Annotated in this window: 21 protein-coding genes and 1 pseudogene; 9 read left to right on the top strand and 13 right to left on the bottom strand. The window is 67.0% G+C overall.

What is annotated here, in order from left to right:
* Positions 1 to 73: 73 nt before the first annotated feature.
* Together CQY20_RS23210 and CQY20_RS23215 are read left to right on the top strand one after the other, a co-directional pair.
* Positions 74 to 1168 (top strand): annotated as a pseudogene (locus tag CQY20_RS23210) (HAMP domain-containing sensor histidine kinase); the annotation flags it as partial.
* A gap of 151 nt (positions 1169 to 1319) precedes the next feature.
* A complete protein-coding gene (locus CQY20_RS23215; RefSeq protein ID WP_097942432.1) occupies positions 1320 to 1559 on the top strand; it encodes a hypothetical protein in 240 nt (79 codons plus the stop codon).
* Positions 1560 to 2093: 534 nt separating this feature from the next.
* Here CQY20_RS23215 and CQY20_RS36000 read toward each other — a convergent pair.
* Positions 2094 to 2228, bottom strand: a complete 135-nt coding sequence (locus tag CQY20_RS36000) for a hypothetical protein (protein WP_272938830.1) — start codon at positions 2226 to 2228, stop codon at positions 2094 to 2096.
* 56 nt (positions 2229 to 2284) lie between these two features.
* The gene (locus tag CQY20_RS23220) at positions 2285 to 2647 is read right to left on the bottom strand and encodes an FKBP-type peptidyl-prolyl cis-trans isomerase (RefSeq protein WP_097942433.1); all 363 of its coding nucleotides are present in this window, start codon (positions 2645 to 2647) and stop codon (positions 2285 to 2287) included.
* An 84-nt stretch (positions 2648 to 2731) separates the two neighbouring features.
* Between CQY20_RS23220 and CQY20_RS23225 the strand changes: the two genes are divergently transcribed.
* Together CQY20_RS23225 and CQY20_RS23230 are read left to right on the top strand one after the other, a co-directional pair.
* Complete coding sequence (locus CQY20_RS23225) at positions 2732 to 2980, top strand: DUF2630 family protein (protein ID WP_097942434.1); 249 nt, start codon at positions 2732 to 2734, stop codon at positions 2978 to 2980.
* Positions 2980 to 4539 (top strand): phytoene desaturase family protein, encoded by a 1560-nt coding sequence (locus CQY20_RS23230; protein WP_097942466.1) that lies wholly within the window; start codon positions 2980 to 2982, stop codon positions 4537 to 4539. Before CQY20_RS23225 ends, CQY20_RS23230 begins: the two co-directional genes overlap by 1 nt.
* Before the next feature lie 108 nt (positions 4540 to 4647).
* Here CQY20_RS23230 and CQY20_RS23235 read toward each other — a convergent pair whose 3' ends face one another.
* From CQY20_RS23235 to pdxH, 7 genes are all read right to left on the bottom strand, one after another.
* The gene (locus tag CQY20_RS23235) at positions 4648 to 7791 is read right to left on the bottom strand and encodes an adenylate/guanylate cyclase domain-containing protein (protein WP_097942435.1); all 3144 of its coding nucleotides are present in this window, start codon (positions 7789 to 7791) and stop codon (positions 4648 to 4650) included.
* A gap of 99 nt (positions 7792 to 7890) precedes the next feature.
* On the bottom strand, positions 7891 to 8325 hold the full coding sequence (locus CQY20_RS23240; RefSeq protein ID WP_097942436.1) for a MarR family winged helix-turn-helix transcriptional regulator: 435 nt from the start codon (positions 8323 to 8325) through the stop codon (positions 7891 to 7893).
* Positions 8315 to 9769 carry an MFS transporter gene (locus CQY20_RS23245; RefSeq protein WP_097942437.1) on the bottom strand — a complete coding sequence of 485 codons (1455 nt, stop codon included), beginning with the start codon at positions 9767 to 9769 and terminating at the stop codon, positions 8315 to 8317. Before CQY20_RS23245 ends, CQY20_RS23240 begins: the two co-directional genes overlap by 11 nt.
* A 220-nt stretch (positions 9770 to 9989) precedes the next feature.
* Positions 9990 to 11285: a citrate synthase gene (locus CQY20_RS23250; RefSeq protein ID WP_097942438.1), complete on the bottom strand. Its 1296-nt coding sequence runs from the start codon at positions 11283 to 11285 to the stop codon at positions 9990 to 9992.
* 89 nt (positions 11286 to 11374) lie between these two features.
* A complete protein-coding gene (locus CQY20_RS23255) occupies positions 11375 to 12022 on the bottom strand; it encodes a TetR family transcriptional regulator (RefSeq protein WP_371871056.1) in 648 nt (215 codons plus the stop codon).
* 61 nt (positions 12023 to 12083) lie between these two features.
* The gene (locus CQY20_RS23260; protein ID WP_097942440.1) at positions 12084 to 13397 is read right to left on the bottom strand and encodes an MFS transporter; all 1314 of its coding nucleotides are present in this window, start codon (positions 13395 to 13397) and stop codon (positions 12084 to 12086) included.
* Positions 13397 to 14059: a pyridoxamine 5'-phosphate oxidase gene (gene pdxH, locus CQY20_RS23265; protein WP_097942441.1), complete on the bottom strand. Its 663-nt coding sequence runs from the start codon at positions 14057 to 14059 to the stop codon at positions 13397 to 13399. Before pdxH ends, CQY20_RS23260 begins: the two co-directional genes overlap by 1 nt.
* 80 nt (positions 14060 to 14139) lie before the next feature.
* Between pdxH and CQY20_RS23270 the strand changes: the two genes are divergently transcribed.
* From CQY20_RS23270 to CQY20_RS23280, 3 genes are all read left to right on the top strand, one after another.
* Positions 14140 to 15258, top strand: a complete 1119-nt coding sequence (locus CQY20_RS23270) for a citrate synthase 2 (RefSeq protein ID WP_097942442.1) — start codon at positions 14140 to 14142, stop codon at positions 15256 to 15258.
* Between the two features lie 7 nt (positions 15259 to 15265).
* Positions 15266 to 15880 carry a maleylpyruvate isomerase family mycothiol-dependent enzyme gene (locus tag CQY20_RS23275; protein WP_097942443.1) on the top strand — a complete coding sequence of 205 codons (615 nt, stop codon included), beginning with the start codon at positions 15266 to 15268 and terminating at the stop codon, positions 15878 to 15880.
* Positions 15881 to 15943: 63 nt separating this feature from the next.
* The gene (locus CQY20_RS23280) at positions 15944 to 16399 is read left to right on the top strand and encodes a VOC family protein (protein ID WP_097942444.1); all 456 of its coding nucleotides are present in this window, start codon (positions 15944 to 15946) and stop codon (positions 16397 to 16399) included.
* A gap of 12 nt (positions 16400 to 16411) precedes the next feature.
* Here the strand turns inward: CQY20_RS23280 and CQY20_RS23285 are convergent, their stop codons facing one another.
* The 3 genes from CQY20_RS23285 to CQY20_RS23295 all read right to left on the bottom strand — a co-directional run bounded on the left by CQY20_RS23285 (position 16412) and on the right by CQY20_RS23295 (position 19786).
* Positions 16412 to 18109 (bottom strand): FAD-dependent oxidoreductase, encoded by a 1698-nt coding sequence (locus CQY20_RS23285; protein WP_097942445.1) that lies wholly within the window; start codon positions 18107 to 18109, stop codon positions 16412 to 16414.
* Between the two features lie 15 nt (positions 18110 to 18124).
* A complete protein-coding gene (locus tag CQY20_RS23290; RefSeq protein ID WP_097942467.1) occupies positions 18125 to 19141 on the bottom strand; it encodes an AurF N-oxygenase family protein in 1017 nt (338 codons plus the stop codon).
* A gap of 147 nt (positions 19142 to 19288) precedes the next feature.
* Positions 19289 to 19786 carry a CAP domain-containing protein gene (locus CQY20_RS23295; RefSeq protein WP_097942468.1) on the bottom strand — a complete coding sequence of 166 codons (498 nt, stop codon included), beginning with the start codon at positions 19784 to 19786 and terminating at the stop codon, positions 19289 to 19291.
* Between the two features lie 155 nt (positions 19787 to 19941).
* Here CQY20_RS23295 and serC point away from each other — a divergent pair, with 155 nt between their 5' ends.
* Together serC and sepH are read left to right on the top strand one after the other, a co-directional pair.
* Complete coding sequence (serC, locus tag CQY20_RS23300) at positions 19942 to 21054, top strand: phosphoserine transaminase (protein WP_097942446.1); 1113 nt, start codon at positions 19942 to 19944, stop codon at positions 21052 to 21054.
* Between the two features lie 108 nt (positions 21055 to 21162).
* The gene (sepH, locus tag CQY20_RS23305) at positions 21163 to 21945 is read left to right on the top strand and encodes a septation protein SepH (protein WP_097942447.1); all 783 of its coding nucleotides are present in this window, start codon (positions 21163 to 21165) and stop codon (positions 21943 to 21945) included.
* Here sepH and CQY20_RS23310 read toward each other — a convergent pair whose 3' ends face one another.
* Positions 21946 to 22221 carry a DUF2537 domain-containing protein gene (locus CQY20_RS23310; RefSeq protein ID WP_097942448.1) on the bottom strand — a complete coding sequence of 92 codons (276 nt, stop codon included), beginning with the start codon at positions 22219 to 22221 and terminating at the stop codon, positions 21946 to 21948.
* Between the last annotated feature and the right edge of the window lie 15 nt (positions 22222 to 22236).

Raw genomic sequence — 22236 nt, forward strand, 5'->3', positions numbered from 1 at the left:
TATCACGCGTTCGCGACATGCCCGGTGAGGCTCGCCAAGAACGTCGCGAACGCCGTGCAAGCCGGGCGGTAAGACCGTCCGCAAGGGCGATCAGGTCACATCGAACTCGGATGTCGTTCTGCCGGAATTGCCCGTCGGCTACGCCGACACTTACGTCAACGGCGTGCGCTACCGGGTGCGCACCGTCGACATCCGGGTGCCCGAGCCGATGCTCGTCGCCGTCGGCGCCACCTACGACTCCACCATCGCCGACACCAACAACCTGCACCGCCGGGTCCTGATCATCTGCACGTTCGCGATCGGCGCCGCGACGTTCGCGGGGTGGTTGCTCGCCGCGTTCGCGGTAAGGCCGCTCAAACAGCTCGCCGAGCAGACCCGCCAGATCGACGCGGGCGACGAGGCGCCGGACGTCGAAGTGCGCGGCGCCACCGAAGCCGTCGAGATCGCCGAGGCGCTCAAGGGCCTGCTGCAGCGCATCTGGAACGAGCAGGACCGCACCAAGGCGGCGCTGGCGTCGGCCCGTGACTTCTCGGCGGTGTCGGCGCACGAGCTGCGCACGCCGTTGACCGCGATGCGCACCAACCTTGAGGTGCTCGCCACCCTGGATCTGCCGGACGAGCAACGCAAAGAGGTCATCAACGACGTCATCCGCACGCAGTCGCGCATCGAGGCGACCCTGACCGCACTGGAGCGGCTCGCCCAAGGCGAGCTCTCGACCTCCGACGACCACGTGCCCGTCGACATCACCGAACTGCTCGACCGCGCCGCCCACGACGCCATGCGCGTCTACCCGGATCTGGACGTGTCGCTGGTGCCCGCGCCGACCATCATCATCGTCGGCCTGCCCGCGGGTCTGCGGCTGGCGGTGGACAACGCGATCGCCAACGCGGTCAAGCACGGCGGCGCGACGCGGGTGCAGCTGTCGGCGGTGAGTTCACGCGAGGGTGTGGAGATCGCGATCGACGACGACGGCGTCGGCATCCCGGAAGAAGAGCGCGCAATCGTGTTCGAACGGTTCTCCCGCGGGTCGACGGCGTCGGTGTCCGGTTCCGGCCTCGGCCTGGCGCTGGTTGCGCAGCAAGCCGAATTGCACGGCGGCACTGCGTCTTTGGAGGAAAGCCCACTCGGCGGCGTGCGGCTGCTGCTGAAGCTGCCCGGCGTGCGCTAGCGGGTAGCGCAGTTAAGGACGCCACGGTGGGACACACCCAGGTGACCGGTCCTGACCTGTGGCACCTGCACTGTCATCGACGCCGTGTTCGGCCCCTACGATCGACGAAACCCGCTCCGCTCCAGTGTTATTGCGGTGCGCAAAACCAGACATGCCGCTGTTGGCCGACCGCAACTTCGCCGTCACCGCTCTCGCGGAACAGCTCGCAGCAGCCCAGGCGCACGTGCTCATCCACTGCATCGACACCCGCGTGTTGCCGCCGATCAAACAACTACCCGACCGCAGCCGGCCGGCACGAATGGGTTCAGTTGTCATCCACGCCGCGATACCGTTCGCCTTGACAGCAGGGGAACCCGGGTCGGGTGCTCCGCTTGGCCACCACCCAGACTGACGAAAAACGCTGCCCCGCATAGCAACTGGTCGGACTACCATCACAGATGGGGGATCGAAACCAGCTCTCTGGAACTCAAATCCACCGCCCTGGGCGGACGAGTCCTGCGAGCAGCCACCCCGCCGGCATCACCCAAGAGGCGCCCAACAGATCACCTACCAGGCGCTGCGCACTCCCTCGCCGATACCAGGAGTTAGAGCTAGGCCGGTGCTTGGTGGCTGTGCCCATCATCGCGGGCGGTCAGGTCGTAGCCGCGTTGAGCCTCTCGCTCCACGCGGAGTTCGGGGAGGCGAATGGTCGCATCGGCGATCTGGCTCCTCGCTTGCGGCACACCGCGGCGCAGATCCAGGCCGATCTAGCCCGACAGCCGTACGCCGCTCTTGGTTGAGAGGCGTTTGGCGGCGCGGCGTTGCGGGGGGTGCACACGTCGGCTCTCGGGCGCGAGCAACATGGAGGCCGCCCCGCTCGCGGCAGGGTGCCTGTCGTGTTGCTCGTGACTCCGCCCTGCAAGTGGGCGCTGGTTGCTCAGTGGGCTCATGGCAATGCCGCGCAGTTAGCGTTGAGGCCCTGTTGTTGACCGTCGAGGATCTCGATGGTGGTGGCGGTTGTGTAGTTGGTGCGGTCGATGGTGCCTTTGGCTCGGGGCGTGGAAATGGCGTGTTTGACCACTCGGGGACTCGAGCGTGATCGCCGCGGTGACATCCTTTAACCGCGCGGCCTACCCGCTAACGGGCCGCCAACAGGTCGATGACGAAAATAAGCGTCTTGCCCGACAACCGATGCCCAGAGCCCGCGGGCCCGTAGGCCTGTGCGGGCGGGATCACCAGCTTGCGGCGCCCGCCGACCTTCATACCGGGAATGCCGTCCTGCCAGCCCTGGATCAGGCCGCGCAGCGGGAACTCGATGGATTCGCCGCGGTTCCACGAACTGTCGAACTCTTCGCCGGTTTCGTACTCGACGCCGACATAGTGCACATTCACGGTGCCACCCGGTACCGCTTCCGCGCCGTCACCGACCACCAAATCCTCGATGACCAGTTCGCTGGGGGCGGGTCCGTCGGGGAAGTCAATCTCGGGTTTCGTCGCCACGGGGGTTACAGTACGCCCAATGTTGCGCCAGGTTGTTCCGGCCGATGAGGTTGTGTCGGCCCGATCAGCGGGCACACTGGACCCGTGGCAGCTGACAACAATCCCCTGGCCCGCATCCACGAGCTCGTCGACGAGGAGCACGAACTGCGGTCGCGCCTGCAGCGCGGAGAGATCACCGCGGAAGAAGAACATGCGCGGCTGCGCGCCGTGGAGGTCGAACTCGACCAGTGTTGGGACCTACTGCGGCAGCGCCGGGCGCTCCGCGACAGCGGCGGTGACCCGCGCGAAGCTCAGGCCAGGCCGCCGGAAGAGGTCGAGGGTTACCTCAATTGATCACTGATCCGCGGGCCGACGTCGTCATCGTCGGCGGCGGACACAATGCGCTCGTCGCGGCCGCGTATCTGGCCCGCGCCGGACGCGGTGTGCGCGTGCTGGAACGGCTGGACCACGTCGGCGGCGCGGCGGTGTCCGCGCACGCGTTCGACGGCGTCGACGCACGGCTGTCGCGCTACTCGTATCTGGTGAGCCTGCTGCCGCGGCGCATCATCGACGACCTCGGGGTGCGGGTGCGTCTCGCGCGTCGACGCTACTCGTCGTACACGCCCAATCCCGCCGACGGCGGCCACACCGGGCTGCTGGTCGGTCCCGAGTCGACGTTCGCGGCGGTGGGTGCGCAGCAAGACGCCGAGCCGTTCGCCGAGTTCTACCGCCGCGCCCGCATCGTCACGTCGCGGCTGTGGCCGACGATGACGACGCCGCTGCGGAAGCGCGACGACATGCACGAGTTCGTCCTTGCCGGCGGCGATCCGGAGGCGGATGCGGCGTGGCAGGCGCTGATCTGCGCGCCGATCGGCGATGCCATCACCGAAGCCGTCGACAGCGATCTGGTGCGCGGGGTGATGGCCACCGACGCGCTGATCGGCACGTTCGCCCGGCTCGACGATCCGTCGCTGACCCAGAACGTCTGTTTTCTGTACCACCTGCTCGGCAACGGCACCGGCGACTGGGACGTGCCGATCGGCGGGATGGGCGCCGTCAGCGGCGCTCTGGCCGCGGCCGCTGCGGGCTTCGGCGCCGAAATCACCACGAACGCAGAGGTTTACGGTATCGATCCGGACGGCGAGGTGCGCTACCGGCTGGACGGCGACGAGCACCGCGTGCACGCCGGGTACGTGATGGCCGGAGTGACACCGGCCGTATTGGCCGATCTGGTGGGCGATCCCGCACCGACGGTGACTCAGGGCGCGCAAGTGAAGGTCAACTTGATGCTGCGCCGACTGCCGCGCCTGCACGACGAAACCGTCACGCCCGAGCAGGCTTTCGGTGGCACGTTCCACATCAACGAGAACTACAGCCAACTCGACGACGCGTACTCGCGCGCGGCCGATGGCACTGTTCCCGACCCGTTGCCCTGCGAGATCTACTGCCACTCGTTGACCGACCCGAGCATACTGTCCGACCAGTTGCGCACATCCGGCGCGCAAACGCTGACGGTGTTCGGCCTGCACACACCGCATTCGCTGACGGTCGGCGCCGATCCCGACCGGCTGCGCGAGGACTTGACGTCGGCGGTGCTGCGTTCGCTGAATTCCGTTCTCGCCGAGCCCATTCAAGATGTCTTGCTGGAGGACTCCTCCGGTCGGCCGTGCATCGAGGCCAAGACCACAATGGATCTGGAGCAGACGCTGGGGATGACCGCGGGCAACATCTTCCACGGCGGGTTGAGTTGGCCGTTCGTCGAGAACGACGAGCCGCTGAACACGCCCGCGCAACGGTGGGGCGTGGCCACCGCCTATGATCGGATTCTGCTGTGCGGCTCCGGTTCTCGCCGTGGCGGCGCGGTGTCAGGCATCGGCGGTCATAACGCCGCAATGGCGGTCCTCGAGTCTTGACTTTCTTTACCCTTCCTCGGCGAGCGTGCGTGTCTGCAGGCGACACGCCGAGAGATTTCCGTAGTTTGCGCACGCTCGCGCAGCGGCTAGGCCACCGGTTGGCCATCGCTAGGCCAGTTCGGCTGCCGACCGCATGTGACCCTCATAGCCGTACTCCGCGGCCATGGCGCGGTAGCGGTCGCGGAACTCGCGATACGCTGCGTTGTCACCACGTGCCCGGGCCACCAGCGCACTCAGCCGCAGCACGAAAACATCTCTGATCGCCCATTGTTGGCACGGCGCCAAGTACGCCAGGCGCTCGATCGCCAACTCTGCCTCGGCAAGGTCGGGTTCCGAACCTCGCGTCAGAAGCGCTTCGACGACGATCGCGGTGCCGGTGTGAGCGTTGGCGAAATTGGCTGAATCGAACACGTCCGTACAAGCAGAGCGAGCGTGCGAAATTGCCTTGTCGATGTCGCCGCTCTTGAGGATCACCTGTTGCGCCGCATAGAGATTCAATGCCGGCACGATGTTCATTGTGTAGCGTTCCTTGAGGCAGATCTCGCAGAGCTCGGCCAACATTTGGTAGCCGCGGTCGACGTCACGGCCGCGGCGCTCCACGAGCATGAACCCCATCGTCATGCGGATCAAGACCAGGGCGATGTCCTCGGCGGCCAGCTCGGCCGCCTGCAGTGTCCTGTCGATCTCAGCGACTGTCTCGTCGTCTGCGATCAGCGCGCCCGCCGGGATCGCAAGGCAGCTATACGCCAGCACCGCTGAACGCGTGACCGCGTCAGCCGCACTGCTCAACGCGAGCGCCTGCTCGAGGTCCTCGCGCCACCCCGGGCGTCCGATCTGCCACCCGGCAACGCCTCGGAACGCAATGTACATCGCCAACGGTGTACCGAGAATTATGCTGTCGTCGGATTCTGTTCTGCCTGCGAGATCGATGGCCGCCTGCGCCCATCTCAGCAGGTCATCGAACTCACCGACCTGGAATTTGGCCGCCGAGGACGCGAACGACAGCGCCACGGTGAGGCCGGGATCGGCGATCGATTCGATCAGCGCCATATTCTCCGACGCGAGTTGCGAGGCCTCCCGTAACCGTCCGCGAATGATGTGCTCCATGACCAGGCCTGTCATGCCGATCGCCAGCGACGCCTTGTCGTCGGCGCTAGTGCACAGCCCCCGCAACTCTTCGAAGCGAACCGACATATCGGAATGGAATCTACGAAATGCGTTGCTGCACAGTAGCGATCGCGGCGCTATCCGCATGCCGAGAACGTCGCCGTCGTCTGCGGGCAACGCGTCCGCCGCCAATAACGCACGCTCCCAGCTCAGTTGGGCGCTCGCGTGGTCACGGTTGAGCAGCCACGCGCCCGCCCGCATGTGCCACTCGTATGCTTTACGCAACTCCCCCGCCGCCTCGTGATGTTCGGCGATCAAGGCCGCGTTCTGGTCGCTCTGGTCCAGAGCGTCTGCCACGCGGCGATGCAGTTGTGCGCGGTCCGACTTGAGCTGTGATTCGTATGCCACTGCTCGCACCAGCGGGTGCCGGAACGCGTATTCCGATCGTGGGCCGAATGCCGTCTGTTCGATGAGCTCGGCGCGCACGAGGTCGTCGACGACGGCCTCAACACCCAGCGCGGCAAGTAATTCCGGGGTGAATCGGGAGCCGATCACCGCTGCGGCGTTCAGCGTCCGCTTTGCGCCGGGGCGGAGACGGTCGATGCGAGCGGCGATCACGGCCTGCAACGTGCTCGGCACATGCACGTCGGCGATCGGTTCGGCGCACAGATAGCATCCGCGGCCGCCGATCAGCACGTCGCGCTCGCTGAGGTCGCGGACGATTTCTTCGGCGAAGAACGGATTGCCCGCCGCCCGCTCGGTGATCAGTTCGGTGAGGCCGGCGACCGAATTGTCCTCGCCGAGCAGTTCGGTACTCAGGCGCCGCATCTGTGATTCGTCGAGCGGATCGAGGGCGATGGTCTGCGACCGAGGAGCATGGGCAAGCGCGCCTTCGTATTCCGGCCGGTAGGTGACGATCACCATCGAGCGCGTTCTGGGTGCGACTTCGAGTAACTCCGCCAGCATCGACTCGCTGATTTCGTCTATCCAGTGCGCGTCTTCGATGACGTAGACGACGGGCGTCGACCTCGCCAACACCGCGGCCTTGACCGTAGCCGCGAGCCGTCGCCGCCGAGCGTCGGGATCGATCTGCGGCAGCGCGACATCGGGATCACCGATGCCGAGCAGGTCGTCGAGCAGTGCCAGATCGTCGTCGGCGGCGTCGGCGAACCTCGCCCGTATCTGTCGGCGCGCGGCCGCGTCGTCCATGCCGGTTACGCCCACGCTGGATCGCAGCAGCCCGGCACCGGCGTGAAATGGCACGTCGGCGGTGTGTGATTCGCAGATGGTGGTGCCGACGTCCACGCCTTTTTCTTCAGCGAGCATCGTAATCTCCCGCACGATGCGGCTCTTGCCGATTCCCGGTGGCCCCACAATGCCGACGACGCAGCCGACGCCGTTGACCATCCGCTCCAGCATTCCCTTGAGCGCACCGAATTCCCATTCCCGACCGACGAAAGTGGGTTCTGCGCGGTTGATTTGGCGACCGGCGGCCATCGACATCAGCCGTCGGGCCGGAACCGGGTCTGCTGAGCCCTTGATGTGGACGAGCTCCGGCTCGGAAAGTTCTGCGGTCGGCTCAACCAGACGAGCGGTCGATTCGCTCAGCATCACCCCGCCGGGCGGCGCGACCGACTCCATGCGTTGTGCCATACCAACCTGCTCCCCAACGGCCGTGTACGCCAACGGACCCGATCCGATGTCGCCGGTGATCACCTCACCGGAGTTCAGTCCGATCCGCAGCCGCAGGTCGATGCTGTCGCGTTGCTTCACGTCCGTCGCGAGGTCTGTGGCGTCGGCCTGGATGTCGAGCGCCGCACGGCACGCGCGCAACGCGTGATCCTCGAGTGCGACGGGCGCGCCGAACACCGCCATGATGCCGTCGCCGGTGAACTTGTCGACCGTCCCGCCGTAGCGCTGCACGATCACCGACGACCGGCGAAACACCTCGCCCATGATCTCGCGCAGCCGTTCGGCACCGACGGCCGCCGCGATGTCCATCGAGTGCACGACGTCGGCGAACAGCACGGTGACCTGTTTGTACTCGGCCTGCCTGTCGGCGGTGGCGACCGGCGACCCGCAGTTGTCGCAGAAGCGGGCGCCGTCGCGCAGATCGGCGCTACAGACCCCGCACGAAATCCCCACACCCTGATCCTGCGTCGGAATTGAATCGATGGCTGTCAAATGCCCGACTTCATGCCCCTTCACGAGCCGTCAGGAACCATCAGCAGCCATCAGGAGCCTTCACGAGCCTGACCGCAATCTCGGCGAGATCTTGTCCAGCAGTGCGCGCAGATCCTTGAGTTCGTCGTCGGCCAGCGCAGCGAGCGCGTCGGGGGCTGGATCGTCGACCTCGTCGATCGCCCGCACCATGTCGCGGCCCGCGTCGGTCAACGAGACCGTCTTGCAGCGCCGATTGTTCGGATTGGTCGCGCGCACGACGAGGCCGCGGGTCTCCAGGTCGTTGACGGCGACGGTGGCAGCGGGCGCGTCTATGGTGGACGCCTGCGCAAGCTGTTTGACCGTCAGAGGTCCTGCCGCCAGCCTGCGCAACACGCGAATCCGGCTGAACGGCAGGCCCGTCCGCTCGGTCACCGCACGCCTCCAGCTGTCGCGGTTGTCGATCACCAGCGACGCCATCGCGCGCCAAACCTCGTCGGCCAGTTGACTATCGGACACCCAAACCCTCCCGCGGCGACTGCTCGATCAGCGGCGCGAGTCGTTCGGCCGAGCGCGCCGCACGGGGCGTCGTCGAGAACAGACCGAGCGTGAGAATTGTCACACCGAACGCCGCGCAGATGAACCACAGCGGCCGGGACGCCACCGCGAAGTCCGCACCGGTCGTCGCCAACGCGCCACCAGCGACCGAACCGCACAGCGCCACACCGAGACTGACGCCGACCTGCCTGCTGGTCGACGCGACCGCCGATGCCGCGCCCGCCCGATCGGTCGGCATGCCGCTGACGGCGGCCGTGGTGATCGGCGCGTTGATCATCGCGAAACCGATGCCGAAGACGGCGAAAATCACCAGCAGCTGCCACACCGCCGTTGTGGCCGTCAATCGCGTCAGCAACAGCGTCGCCGCGGTGATCAAAGCGCCCGAGATGAGCAGCGACGGCCGACTGCCGAAGCGGCCCTCGAGGCGGCCGGAAAGCGGCGAAAAAATCAGCGTCCCAACGGCAACGGGCAGGAAGATGAGCCCGGTGTGCATTGCCGAGAAGCCGCGCTCGCTCTGCAGATACAGCGACATCATGAACAGGAAAGCACCCCAGGACGCGAAGGCGCCGATCGCGATCACCGTTGCCGAGGTGAACGGGATGCTGCGGAAGAACCGCAGATCGATGAACGGGTCGTGGCGCCGCGACTCGTAGCGCAGGAAGGCGGCGAGCGCGACGACGGTCGCCACGGCCACTGCGATCGTGCGGGCGTTCGTCCAGCCCATCCCGGGTCCCTCGATGAGCACGAACACGACGCCGAAGAGGAACGCCATCCCGAGCAATTGCCCGATCGGGTCGAGGTCGCGCATGGTGGCCGACCGCGATTCCGGCACGAACAGGGCCGTCAGCAGGATCGCGATCGCACAGATCGGCAAGTTGATCCAGAACACCGCGCGCCAGTCGACGTATTCGATCAGGGCGCCGCCGACGATCGGGCCGAGCGCCATCGAGATGCCGACGACGCCGCCCCACACGCCGATCGCGCGGGCGCGCTCCACCCGTCCGCGGAACACTTGCGTGATGATCGACATCGCGACGGGATTCATCATCGAGCCGCCGATGGCCTGCAGGAAACGCGCTCCGATCAGCGTCTGGATGTTCGGCGCGAGGCTGCACATCAGCGACGCGAGGGCGAAGATCGTCAGGCCCGTCTGAAAGGTCCGCCTGCGGCCGAACCGGTCGCCGGTGGCGCCTGCGAGCAGCAGCAGCGACGCCAGGACCAGCGTGTAGATGTCGATGACCCACTGGATCTGCGAGGTCGACGCGTGAAAGTCGGCGCGGATGCTCGGAATGGCGACGTTGACGATCGTCGCGTCCATCGACACGATCAGCAGGCTCAGGCAGCAGGACAACAGGATGATGCCCTTGTGCCGAGCGCTCAGCGATCGGACGACAGTTTCATTCACACAACAATTGTGAAACTACAACTGTTGGTCGGGCAAGGCGGATGGCAGTGAAATGCCTCTCAGGGCGTTCGCGAGATCGACGAAATGGCGAGAGTTACTCGCACTTTTACGCCCAAATGTCGGTTTGGGCGTACTGGGCGCCAAGCTTTTGGCGGCCGGCTTTGGGCGGACTGGCGTACTGGGGTCCCATAGCGCCCCGGGCGGACTGGGCCCGGCCTGACTAGCGGGCGTCGAGGGGTTTGTACTCGCGCTCGGTGTAGCCGGTGTAGATCTGCCGCGGGCGGCCGATCTTGCCGCTGCCGTCCTCGTGCATCTCCCGCCAGTGCGCGATCCAGCCCGGCAGCCGGCCCACCGCGAACAGCACGGTGAACATGCGGGTCGGGAAGCCCATCGCGCGGTAGATCACGCCGGTGTAGAAGTCGACGTTGGGGTACAGCTTGCGCTCGATGAAGAACTCGTCGGTGAGCGCAACCTCCTCCAAAGCCTTGGCGATGTCCAGTAATTCGTCGTCACCGCCGAGCTTGCCGAGGATCTTGTCGGCCTGCTCCTTGACGATGCGCGCACGCGGGTCGTAGTTCTTGTACACTCGGTGGCCGAAGCCCATCAGCTTGACGCCGTCTTCGCGGTTCTTGACCTTCTTCACAAAGTCGTGCACGTCGCCGTCGGCCGTGCGGATCTTCTCCAGCATCTCCAGCACGGCCTGGTTCGCGCCGCCGTGCAGCGGGCCCCACAGCGCGTTGATGCCGCCGGAGATCGAGGTGAACAGGTTGGCCTGCGACGAACCGACCAGCCGCACCGTCGACGTCGAGCAATTCTGCTCGTGGTCGGCGTGCAGGATCAGCAACAGGTCCAGCGCCCGAACGACTTCCGGGTCGACCTCATAGGGCTCGGCCGGGAAGCCGAACGTCATCCGCAGGAAGTTCTCCACCAGGGTCAGCGAGTTGTCCGGGTAGAGGAACGGCTGGCCGACCGACTTCTTGTACGCGTAGGCGGCGATGGTGGGCAACTTGGCCAGCAACCGGATCGTCGACAGTTCGACCTGCTCGTCGTCGAACGGGTCGAGCGAATCCTGGTAGTACGCCGACAGCGCGTTAACCGCGCTGGACACCACCGGCATCGGATGCGCGTTGCGCGGGAAGCCGTCGAAGAAGCGCTTGAGATCCTCGTGCAGCAGCGTGTGCCGCTGGATCTGGTGGGTGAACCGGTCGAGCTCGTCCTGCGTGGGCAGCTCACCGTAGATCAGCAGATAGCTGACCTCGAGGAAGGACGACTTCTCGGCGAGCTGCTCGATCGGGTAGCCGCGGTAGCGCAGGATGCCCGCGTCGCCGTCGATGTAGGTGATGCCGCTCTTGGTCGCGGCCGTGTTGACGAAGCCCTCGTCGTAGGTCGTGTAGCCGGTCTTGGCCAACAACGAACCCAGTTCGATTCCGTCCGCGCCCTCCGTGGCGTTGACGATGCTCAGTTCAAGCTCGCCGCCGGGATATTTCAGGGAGGCGTGCTCATCTTTTTCTGCCACGGGAATCCCTTCTCGCTGAGAGAACCGACCTCTGCCCTCAAAAGGTAGTCCCATTGTGACAATCGCGCCGCAGCGGGGTGCACGGAGGTTCAGACCGGCTGCGCGACGCCCGCCACGAAGCCGGTGAACTGCGCGAACGTCTTCTCGATGTGCTCGATCGCGTCGTCGACCCCGACGCCGCGCCACTTGGTGACGGCGCCGAGGTCGGTCAAAGCGGTGATGACGATCGACGACCACACCGAGGCCACCAGGCGCAGCCCGCGATCGGTGAGATCGGTGCCCATCCGCCTGGCCAGCTCGACGTTGACGGCATGCGACCGAAACTCCATGGCCGCCTGGCGCAGGGTCGGCGACGACGCGATGATCCGCAGCGTCGACATCAACCGCGACGCGGTCAGTTCCCCGTTGCCGGCCTGTTTGGTGTTCCGGTACATGGTCACCGCCGCCCGACACAGCGCCTCAAGGTGATTCATGTCGCGCGGAAGACGCGCGAGTTCGACGGCGGCCATCTCGATCGCGTCGTCGACCAGCGCCAGGCACACGGCTTCCTTGGTGGCGAAATATCGGCTGAACGTGCGCGGTGACACGTCGGCGATCGCGGCGATTTGCTCGACGGTGGTCTGCTCGAATCCCTGCCGCTCACAGAGCTCGATGGCCGCATCGATCAACATCGCGCGCGTACGTTGCTTCTTTCGTTCGCGTAAGCCGACCGCCGACTTCCCCGAACCACCAAGCACGGCAGGATGCTAACCCGCTGCCAGAAACTTGCCAAGAAAAATGGTGCGCACGATGCCGCGATCAGACTTTGTCGTCATCCGGCGTTTGTTCGCTGATCTCAGGCTCGGCGTGATATCGCTGCACGCGGTAGCGCACGAACACGGGCGCAGCGAGCGCGGCGATCAACACACCGACGAGGACGAGCCCACCGCCACCGGCGGCCGCGACGGTGGTGCCGACGGCCGCCGCGGCCGCGCCGTGCACCGCGTCGGCCAGCCGCGGTCCGCCCGCCACCACGACGATGAACACGCCCTGCAGTCGGCCGCGGACGTCGTCGGTGGCGGCCTCCTGCAGGATCGTGTTGCGAAACGCCGACGACACCATGTCGGCGGCGCCGCCAATCGCCAAGAACGCCACGGCAATCCACAGCATCGCGCCCGCCGTGCCGCCTGCCAGTCCACCGGCCACGCCGAAGCCGATCATCGCCACACCCCACACCACGATGGCGATGATGACGGCCAGGCCCTGGCGCTGCACGCGCGGCAGCCACCCCGAGAACACGCCGCCCGCGACGGCGCCGCCCGATATCGCCGCGGCCAGCAGCGCCATCGTGGTGCCGCCGTCGACCGGTCCGCCGAAGCTTTCGTGGGCCATCTGCGGAAACAGCGCGCGCGGCATCCCGAAGATCATCGCGATCAAATCGACCACGAACGACATCAGCACCACGGTGTGGCCGGCCAGATAGCGGAAGCCGTCGAGCACCGCTCGGAATCCCCAATTTCCGCGCTGGTCACTGCTGCTCGGCGGAATCGGCGCAAGCCGGAACGTGGCCCAGATCGGCACCAGGCACGTGATCGCGTCGATCAGATACAGCGTGGACAGGTCCACCCAGCGCAGCATGATGCCGGCCAGCAGCGGCCCGACGATCGCACCGAGCTGCGTGACGGAGATGTTCAGCGAATTGGCCGCGGGCAATTGGGCGGGCGGGATCATGCGCGGAATGGCCGCCGAGCGGGTGGGCTGGTTGATCGCATAGAACGCCTGCTGCACCGACAACAGGCACAGCACGAGCCACACATTGTTCACCGCCATCGCGGCCTGCACCCACAGCAGCGTCGACGCCACCGCGAGCCCGCAGGAGGCGATGATCAGCAGCCGCCGCCGGTCCATCGCGTCGGCCCATGCCCCGCCCCACAGCCCGAACACCACCAGCGGCACCAACGCGAAGATGCCGGAGAGGCCGACGTAGGCGGAGTTCTGCGTCAGCGCATACAACTGGACGGGGACCGCGAAGATGGTCAGGTTCGCACCGATGACGGTGGGTATGCCTGCCAACCACAGCCGCCGGAAGTCACGCGTCCGCAGCGGCGTGGTGTCGGCGAAGAGTCTTCGCACTAGGGCTGGAGCCGCTCGATGCGGCCCTGACTGAGTCGAATCCTGTTGTGCACCCGGTTTTCCCGGCCCTGCCAGAACTCGACGATTTCCGGCGCGATGAGATAGCCGCCCCAGTTCGGCGGCACCGGCACCTCGTCGAGGTCGGCGAATCGCTGTGTCACTTCGGCCAATTGGTCAAGCAGCGCTGCGCGCGACTCGATCGGCTGCGATTGGTGTGACGCCCACGCGCCGAGCTGCGAGCCGCGCGGCCGGTGTCGCCAGTAATCGGCGGTCACCTCGGGCGACACCTTGGTCACTGGTCCGCGGACGTGGACCTGCCTGCCCAGCGCGAACCACGGGAACGTCGCGGACGCATACGGCGTCGACGCGAGCTGCCGGCCCTTGTCGGAGTCGTAGTTGGTGAAGAAGGTGATTCCGGATTCGTCAACGCTCTTGCACAGCACCGCGCGGGTCACCGGCCGCCCGTTTTCGTCGACGGTGCCGACCACCATGGCGTTGGGTTCTGCGACACCTGCGGCTTCGGCGTCGGCTAACCACTTACGCATCAGGGCAACCCACCCGTCGGCGAGCCAGTCGACGTCCAGGTCGGTGCTGCCGTCCTTTTCCGCCGATCCGTACTCCACACGCATGGCGGCCAGATGTTCGTTTTCTGAGGTAGCCACGCGGATACGCTACGCCTGAGCGGTCCTGCGGCGCGCCGACCGTCGGCGGGAGGGCTGGACCCGGGTGCAAGAATCAGCGCATGACTGGGGTACCCGAGGGCTTCGTGCCCGGCCTGGAAGGCGTCGTCGCGTTCACCACCGAGATCGCAGAACCGGACAAGGACGGCGGCGCGCTGCGCTACCGCGGGGTCGACATCGAAGACCTGGTCAACCGCAAGGTGACGTTCGGCGACGTGTGGGCGCTGCTGGTGGACGGGGAGTTCGGGCACGGGTTGCCGCCCGCCGAGCCGTTCCCGCTGCCGATCCACAGCGGCGACGTCCGCGTCGACGTGCAGGCCGGTCTTGCGATGCTGGCGCCGATCTGGGGCTACCCGCCGTTGCTGGACATCGACGACGCCACCGCCCGCGAGCAGCTGGCCCGCGCGTCGGTGATGGCGCTGTCCTACGTCGCCCAGTCCGCCCGCGGTATCTACCAGCCCGCGGTCCCACAACGCACGATCGACGAATGCCCAACGGTGACAGCGCGTTTCATGACCCGTTGGCAGGGCGAGCCGGACCCGAGGCACGTCGAGGCGATCGACGCCTACTGGGTGTCGGCCGCCGAGCACGGGATGAACGCCTCGACGTTCACCGCGCGGGTGATCGCGTCGACGGGCGCCGACGTCGCGGCGGCGCTGTCCGGCGCGATCGGCGCGATGAGCGGGCCGTTGCACGGCGGCGCTCCGGCCCGGGTCATCCCGATGATCGAGGAGGTCGAGCGCACCGGCGACGCGCGCGCGGTGGTCCGCGGCATCCTCGACCGCCAGGAGAAGTTGATGGGCTTCGGCCACCGGGTGTACCGGGCCGAAGACCCGCGGGCCCGGGTGTTGCGGGCGACGGCCAAGCGCCTCGAGGCGCCTCGCTACGAGGTCGCCGCCGCGCTCGAGCAGGCGGCTTTGGCCGAGTTGCGGGAGCGTCGCCCTGACCGCGCGATCGAGACCAACGTCGAGTTCTGGGCCGCGGTGATCCTGGACTTCGCCCAGGTGCCGGCCAACATGATGCCCGCGATGTTCACCTGTGGCCGCACCGCGGGATGGTGCGCGCACATCCTCGAGCAGAAGCGACTCGGGAAACTGGTTCGCCCATCGGCCATTTACGTCGGGCCCGACCCGCGTAGCCCCGAATCGGTTCCCGGATGGAATCTAGTGGCGAAGGCCTAACCGGGCCGTGGCATCACCGATTGCCGCATTCCAGTCGGCGGCCAGAGCCTACGCCGAGTTGGTCCACCGAATTCCCGGCGACCGGTGGGACGAGCCGGGATTGGGCGAATGGGACTTGCGTGCGCTGGTCGGTCACGCCTCGCGATCGCTGGTCACGGTGAGCACCTACCTGCAGACATCCGCCGAACGCGAGGACGTCGCGACGCCGCAGGACTACTACGTACGGATCCGCGACATCGCAGCGAGTGAAGGCGCCGAGGCCGTTCTCGAGCGCGGCCGCAAGGCGGGTCGAGATCTCGGCGACGACCCGGCCGCGGCGGTCGATCAACTGCTCTCACGCGTGCTCGATGACCTCGCCGGCGTCGGCGACCCGCTGATCGAAGTCATCGGCGGCCTCGGTATCCGACTGCACGCCTATCTTCCAACGCGAACATTCGAATTAGCGGTGCACGGGCTGGATATCGCTCGGGCAACGGGTCTTTCGTTCGATCTGCCCGAGGATGCACTGGCCGAGGCGGCGACGCTTGCCGCCCGCATCGGCGTGGCAATCAGTGCCGGCGAAACGGTGTTGCTTGCCCTGACGGGACGCGCCGCGTTGCCGCCAAATTTTTCCGTCGTATGACCGCGATGACTTCTCGTCGCGTGGAGAGTCAATAGTGGCGACCACGTTTGAGAGGAGACCAATATGGCGATCGAGGTTCAGCCCGCAGTGCTTCCCCACCTCACCGTCGACGACGCCGCCGCGGCAATCGACTTCTATGTGAAGGCGTTCGACGCGGTTGAGCACAACCGCATTCCCGGGCCGGGCGGCAAACTGATCCACGCCTCGCTCGGCATCAACGGATCGATGGTGATGCTCAACGACGACTTCCCGGAGATGAGCGGCGGCAAGTCGATGACGCCGAAGGCTCTCGGCGGTTCGCCGGTGACCATCCATCTGGTCGTCAACGACGTCGACAAGAAGTTCCAGCAGGCGATCGACGCGGGCGCCACCGTTGTGATGCCGCTCGAGGACCAGTTCTGGGGTGACCGCTACGGCGTGCTCCAGGATCCCTTCGGGCATCAGTGGTCGATGGGCCAGCCGGTGCGTGAGGTCGATATGGCCGAAATTCAGAACGCGATGAAGGGCGAGGGGCACTAACGGCCTGCCGGCTCAGGCGCTGCTGAGCGCCGCCACCCGTGCAAGCACGCGCTTGTGGATCGGCGGGGTGGGCGCCGCGGCGGAGACGGCCAGCATGTCGGCGGTCGAGGTGAACTTCTCGCGCGGGCGCTCGTCGCCGCCGCGGGCGACCTCGGCCTCGTCGATGGCGCGCCAGCCTGCCGCGTCGACCACATCCGGGCACCGGCGCCGGACCAGCTTGTCCAGCTCGGCGGGCTTGGCCACCGGATCGGTGAGCCGACCGGCGTTGTAGTCGTCGACCAGCTGACGCACGGTCTGCTGCGCGCAGGACTTGTTGGTGCCGATGAAACCGGTCGGGCCGCGTTTGATCCAGCCGGCCACGTAGCTGCCGGGCACCGGCCGGTTGGTCTGCGGGTCCACGACGCGGCCGCCGTCGTTGGGCACCACCGCGGTCGCCTCGTCGAACGGCAGATCGCGAATGGGCTTGCCGCGGTAGCCGATCGAGCTCAGCACCAGTCCGGCGTCGATCCGTCGGACGTCGCCTTGACCGGTCACGGTGAACTCGATGCCGGTGGCCCGGTCTGTGCCGACGACGCGGTGTGGCGTGAGTCGGTAGGCGAGCCTGACGCGCGGACGGGTGACGGGCGCCGAGGCGTCGCCCAGCTTGCTGAGGATCTCGAGCTTGTTGCGCGTCAGCGGATCGGTCTCGGTCGTCAGGTCGGCCTGCACCAGTTCGTGATCGGCGGAGTCGAGCACCACCTCGCACGTCGACGTCAGCCCGATCAGCTCGGGCAGCGTGAACGCCGACTGCGCGGGTCCACGGCGGGCAGCGATCACCACCTCGGTGAGCGTCGAGTTCCGCAGCGCGGCAAGGGCATGCGCGGAGATGTCGGTGCGGGCAAGCACGTCGGGGTCGGTGGACAGGATCCTTGCGACGTCGAGGGCGACGTTGCCGTTGCCGACGATCACCGCCCGCTCATGGCGCAAATCGACTGGCAGGTCGGCGAATTCGGGGTGGCCGTTGATCCAGGCCACTACCTCGGTGGCGGTGCCGGTGCCGGGCAGCCCCATGCCGTCGATGTCGAGCCGGCGGTCGTTGGGCGCGCCGACCGCGTAGAGGACCGCGTGATGGTGGGCCAGCAGTTCGGCGTGAGTCAGGTCGGATCCCACTTCGACGTTGAGGTAGAACCGGAACCCGCGCTTTCGGGTGATCCTGTCGAACAGCCGGGTGACCCGCTTGGTGCTCTGGTGGTCGGGCGCCACGCCCGCGCGCGCCAGCCCGTAGGGCGTCGGCAGCCGCTCGAACACGTTGACCCGCACCCCGGGCTGGGTGAGCAACTCGTCGGCGGCGTACATCGCCGCGGGTCCCGAGCCGACTATCGCCACGGTCAACGGATTCCCGTCTCGGGCAAGAACTTTCGGCGCCTCGATGACGGGTGCCAGCTTCGACGTGGGAGGCAGCTTCTGCCCAGGAGGCCGGTCGGGGTAGTAGGCCGCATTGAGCTCCACGAACGGTAGCTGCGTGTCATCCAGCCGGGTGTCGGCGGCGATCGCGCCCACGGGGCAGGCGCTCACGCACGCGCCGCAGTCGACGCAGGCGTCCGGGTCGATGTAGAGCATCTCGGCGGTCGCGAAGCCCGGCTCGTCCGGCGACGGGTGAATGCAGTTCACCGGGCAGGCGTAGACACACGACCCGTCGCTGCAGCACGACTGGGTGATCACATGCGGCATGTACTTCGACGCCTCCTACGCGGCGGCGACCACATGGCCGCGCTGCGGCTCGCTGCGGTACCGGCTGGGCGGGCCGTCGATCTTGCAGATGCGCCACATGAGCTTGGCGATCGGGTTCATCAGCCCGGTGTCGGCGCACAGCATCCGCACGTCGCCGAACATGTCGCGCAGGAACTGCCGCGACTCCGGCGACCGGAAGAACAGCTCCTTGCGCACCTCGCGCGGGATGTCGAATTCCTTCCAGAAGCTGCGCGGCGGCACCACGATCGCCTGGCACAACACCCGCATCACGATCGGCACGTGCAGCGACAGCAGGAACCGCTGCCGCCGAGGCAGGTGCGGCAGCCGCTTGCGCAGATACTCATGTGCGAACGAGATGTGGCGGGCCTCCTCGGCGACGTGAATCGCCATCACCCGCTCCATGATCGGATGCAGCGACTTGCCTTCGCGCAGCACCATTTTCTGGGTGTGATCGATCGGCTCCTCGCCCGCGAGCACACCGAAGAAGAACGGGATCGGCAGCGGCCCGGCGATCAGCGGGATGAACGGCGACAGCCAGCGCAGCACGCGCGGCATGCCGGGGGCGTCGGCGCCGATCCGGTTCACCATCTCCTGAAACATCATGGTGTGGTTGCACTCTTCGACCGACTCGTGCAGGCAGTACCGGTACTCCGGGGAGCCGTTGGGCAGCCATGACGCGTAGTTCATCAGCCCGCGGATCAGGATCAGCTCGAACTGCAGACCGACCTTCGCGACGTTGGCCTGGCGGAACTTGCCGATCTCGATCTGCCGCTCGACGGGCTGCGCCTGATACCAAGGGTGCCGACCCAGCGGATCGGTTGCGGGCAGGATCCACCGCTTGTCGTTGTCGACGACCGCGAACTCCGGCGAATCCCAGTCGATGTCGGTGTAGGGATTGAAGTTCCGCCGCACCGATCCCTCGGACAGTGTGGCGAGCATGGTGGTGTATTCGGTGTCGTCGAGCACCTCCATGTTGCGGCGCCACCGCCTGACCATCCGGGTCCGAGCCATCGCAGCCTCCTCAATGAGGTTTACATTCACAGCCTTTGTGTCCATCGACGGTACCGCAGGTATCGCATATTGAACAGGGCCGTGTGCGCGATGTGGCCGACCCCGACGTGCGAGGCCTGTTGTGAGATGGATCACACCTCTGGGTGGCTACCGCGCCCCAAAGTCGACGGCCGCGGTCATCTTCTGGCCGTTGCTCACCGCCGCGAACCCGGCCTCGGTCAAGCCGCAGTCGGTGATGATCGCGCGGTGGCCGGGACTGTTCATCCACCAGTGGACCGCGGTCGCGGGTGTGCCTGCCGAACCGGTGCCCCAGAAGATGACCTCGCCGAGGTTGGCGTACGACGTGTAGCCGGCGTCAGTGACGCGCTGGACGACCGACGAGCCGTCGGATCCGGTGTGGTCGGCCACCCCGTTGTTGAGCATGTCCGTGGCCTGCCGCGCGGCCGCCGCGGTCAACTGCGGGTTAGATGAGACGGGTCCGCAGCCGTTGGCCGCCCGCGTCGCGTTGATTTCGTTCAATAGGGCACCGCCCAAGTCACCGCCGTCGGCCAGCGCCGGGCCCGCGGCGCCCAGCGATCCGAAAACGGCCGCGGCCGCACAGGCCGCACATAGAGAAGTCAGTGTCGAGGCTGTCCCGAGACTCATCTCGCCCCCCAATTTGGGCTTGAGCTGCAGTCCCCCGACAGATCCCAGTATGGCCACAATGCGGCGAGTTGAACCGGCGTTTACTGATCTTTCAAGTATTTTCCGCGCGCCATCCCCGCAGGAACCGCATATGGCCGGTCACTACTCTTGTCCCTATGGCCGAGCTGACGATCCCGAATGACCTCAAGCCCAGCGACGGACGGTTCGGCTCCGGGCCGTCGAAGGTGCGGCCCGAACAACTGCAGGCACTTGCCGCGGCCACCGAGCTTTTCGGCACCTCGCACCGCCAGGCGCCCGTGAAAAATCTGGTGGGCCGGGTCCGCGACGGGGTGCGTGCGCTGTTTTCGCTGCCCGACGGCTACGAGGTCATCCTCGGCAACGGCGGCTCGACGGCGTTCTGGGATGCCGCGACGTTCGGCCTGATCGACAAGCGCTCGCTGCACCTGACCTACGGCGAATTCAGCTCGAAGTTCGCCTCCGCGGTGACGAAGAACCCCTTCGTCGGCGACCCGGTGATCGTCAAGGCCGAGCCGGGCAGCGCCCCGACGCCGCAGTCGGATCCGTCGGTTGACGTCATCGCGTGGGCGCACAACGAGACGTCGACGGGTGTGGCCGTGCCCGTGCAGCGGCCCGAGGGTTCCGACGACGCGCTCATCGTCATCGACGCCACCTCGGCGGCCGGCGGCCTGCCGGTGGACATCGCCGACGCGGATGCCTATTACTTTGCGCCGCAGAAGAATTTCGCCGGTGACGGCGGACTGTGGATCGCTGTCGTGTCTCCGGCGGCGCTGTCGCGCATCGAGTCGATCGCGGCGTCCGGTCGCTGGGTACCCGACTTCCTGTCGCTGCCCATCGCCGTCGAGAACAGCCTGAAGAACCAGACCTACAACACGCCTGCGATCGGCACGCTGATCCTGCTCGCCGAGCAGCTGGACTGGATGCTGGGTAACGGCGGGCTGGACTGGGCCGTCAAGCGCACCGCCGACTCGTCGCAGCGGCTGTACTCATGGGCCGAGGCCTCGCAGTTCGCGACGCCGTTCGTCGCCGACCCCGAACATCGCTCGCAGGTGGTCGGCACCATCGACTTCTCCGACGACGTCGACGCGGCGGCGGTCGCCAAGGTGCTGAGGGCGAACGGGATCGTCGACACCGAGCCGTACCGCAAGCTCGGCCGCAACCAGCTGCGGGTGGCGATGTTCGTCGCGGTCGAACCCGACGACGTCAGCGCCCTCACACAGTGCGTCGACTGGGTGGTCGAACGGCTCTGACCTGGGTAGCTCGGGCGTGTCGGCCGGGTAACGGGCCGATAACGCAGTAGGGTGATCGGCTAATCGGGCACGGCGTCCCGGCGCCATCGAAGCCCGGAGGAGGTCGGCATGCGGGAACTCAAGGTCGTCGGACTCGACATTGATGGCAAACGCATCATCTGCGAAAGCGACGACCCCCACGAGAAGTTCATCCTGCGCGCCGACGACCGGTTGCGCGCCGCCATCCGCGGCGAGAAGTCCGCAGTCAGCCAATCCCAACCCGATGCCGAGGTTCCAAGCGTGCTGCGTCCCAAGGAGATTCAAGCCAGGATTCGCGCGGGCGCATCCATCGAGCAGGTGGCCGAGGCAGCGGGCGTCGACATCTCCCGCGTCGAGCGCTTCGCCCATCCGGTCCTTCTCGAACGCTCCCGCGCGGCCGAGCTGGCAACCGCAGCACATCCGGTGCTGGCCGACGGCCCTTCAGTGCTGACACTGTTGGAGACGGTCACGACCGCATTGATCGCCCGCGGCCTGGATCCCGACTCCACCAACTGGGACGCCTGGCGCAACGAGGACGGCCGCTGGACCGTGCAGCTGTCGTGGCAGGCGGGCCGCTCCGACAACGTCGCGCACTTCCGGTTCACGCCGGGCGCCCACGGAGGCACGGTCACCGCGTTCGACGATGCCGCCGCCGAACTCATCGACCCCGACTTCGCCAGGCCGCCGCTGCGTCCGGTGGCCCCAGTCGCCCAGCTCGACTTCGAGGCAGCCCCACCGGTCGCACCCGCAGAACCCGAGCCGCCGCAGCAGGAGCAGCCCAAGCCGGCGCGCGCCCGCAAGGCCAAGGGCAAGCCGGCCGTTCCGGCGTGGGAGGACGTGCTGCTGGGCGTGCGCTCCAGCGGCCAGCGCTGATCACCCGCCGAGCGTCATCGCCAGCAGCGCCAACCACGCGCCTGCGACACCGACGCCGAGGCCGAGCACGAACCACCGCAACACCGGTGTGTGCCGCCAGCCCCACACCGTCGGCGCCAACCCGCCGACCGCCACCAAGTTGAGCCCTATCGCCAGCAGCGGATGCACGCGGATCAGACCGACGCTCAGCACCACCACCGCGCCCGCGGTCACCATCGCGACGAACGCCGCAACGGTCAGGCCGGTGCCCCACGGCGTCGAGTCGTTGGTCGTCATACCCAAACCCCCAGT

Origin of the sequence: Mycolicibacterium agri (assembly GCF_002553505.1) — a bacterium.
Lineage (GTDB): Bacteria > Actinomycetota > Actinomycetes > Mycobacteriales > Mycobacteriaceae > Mycobacterium > Mycobacterium agri.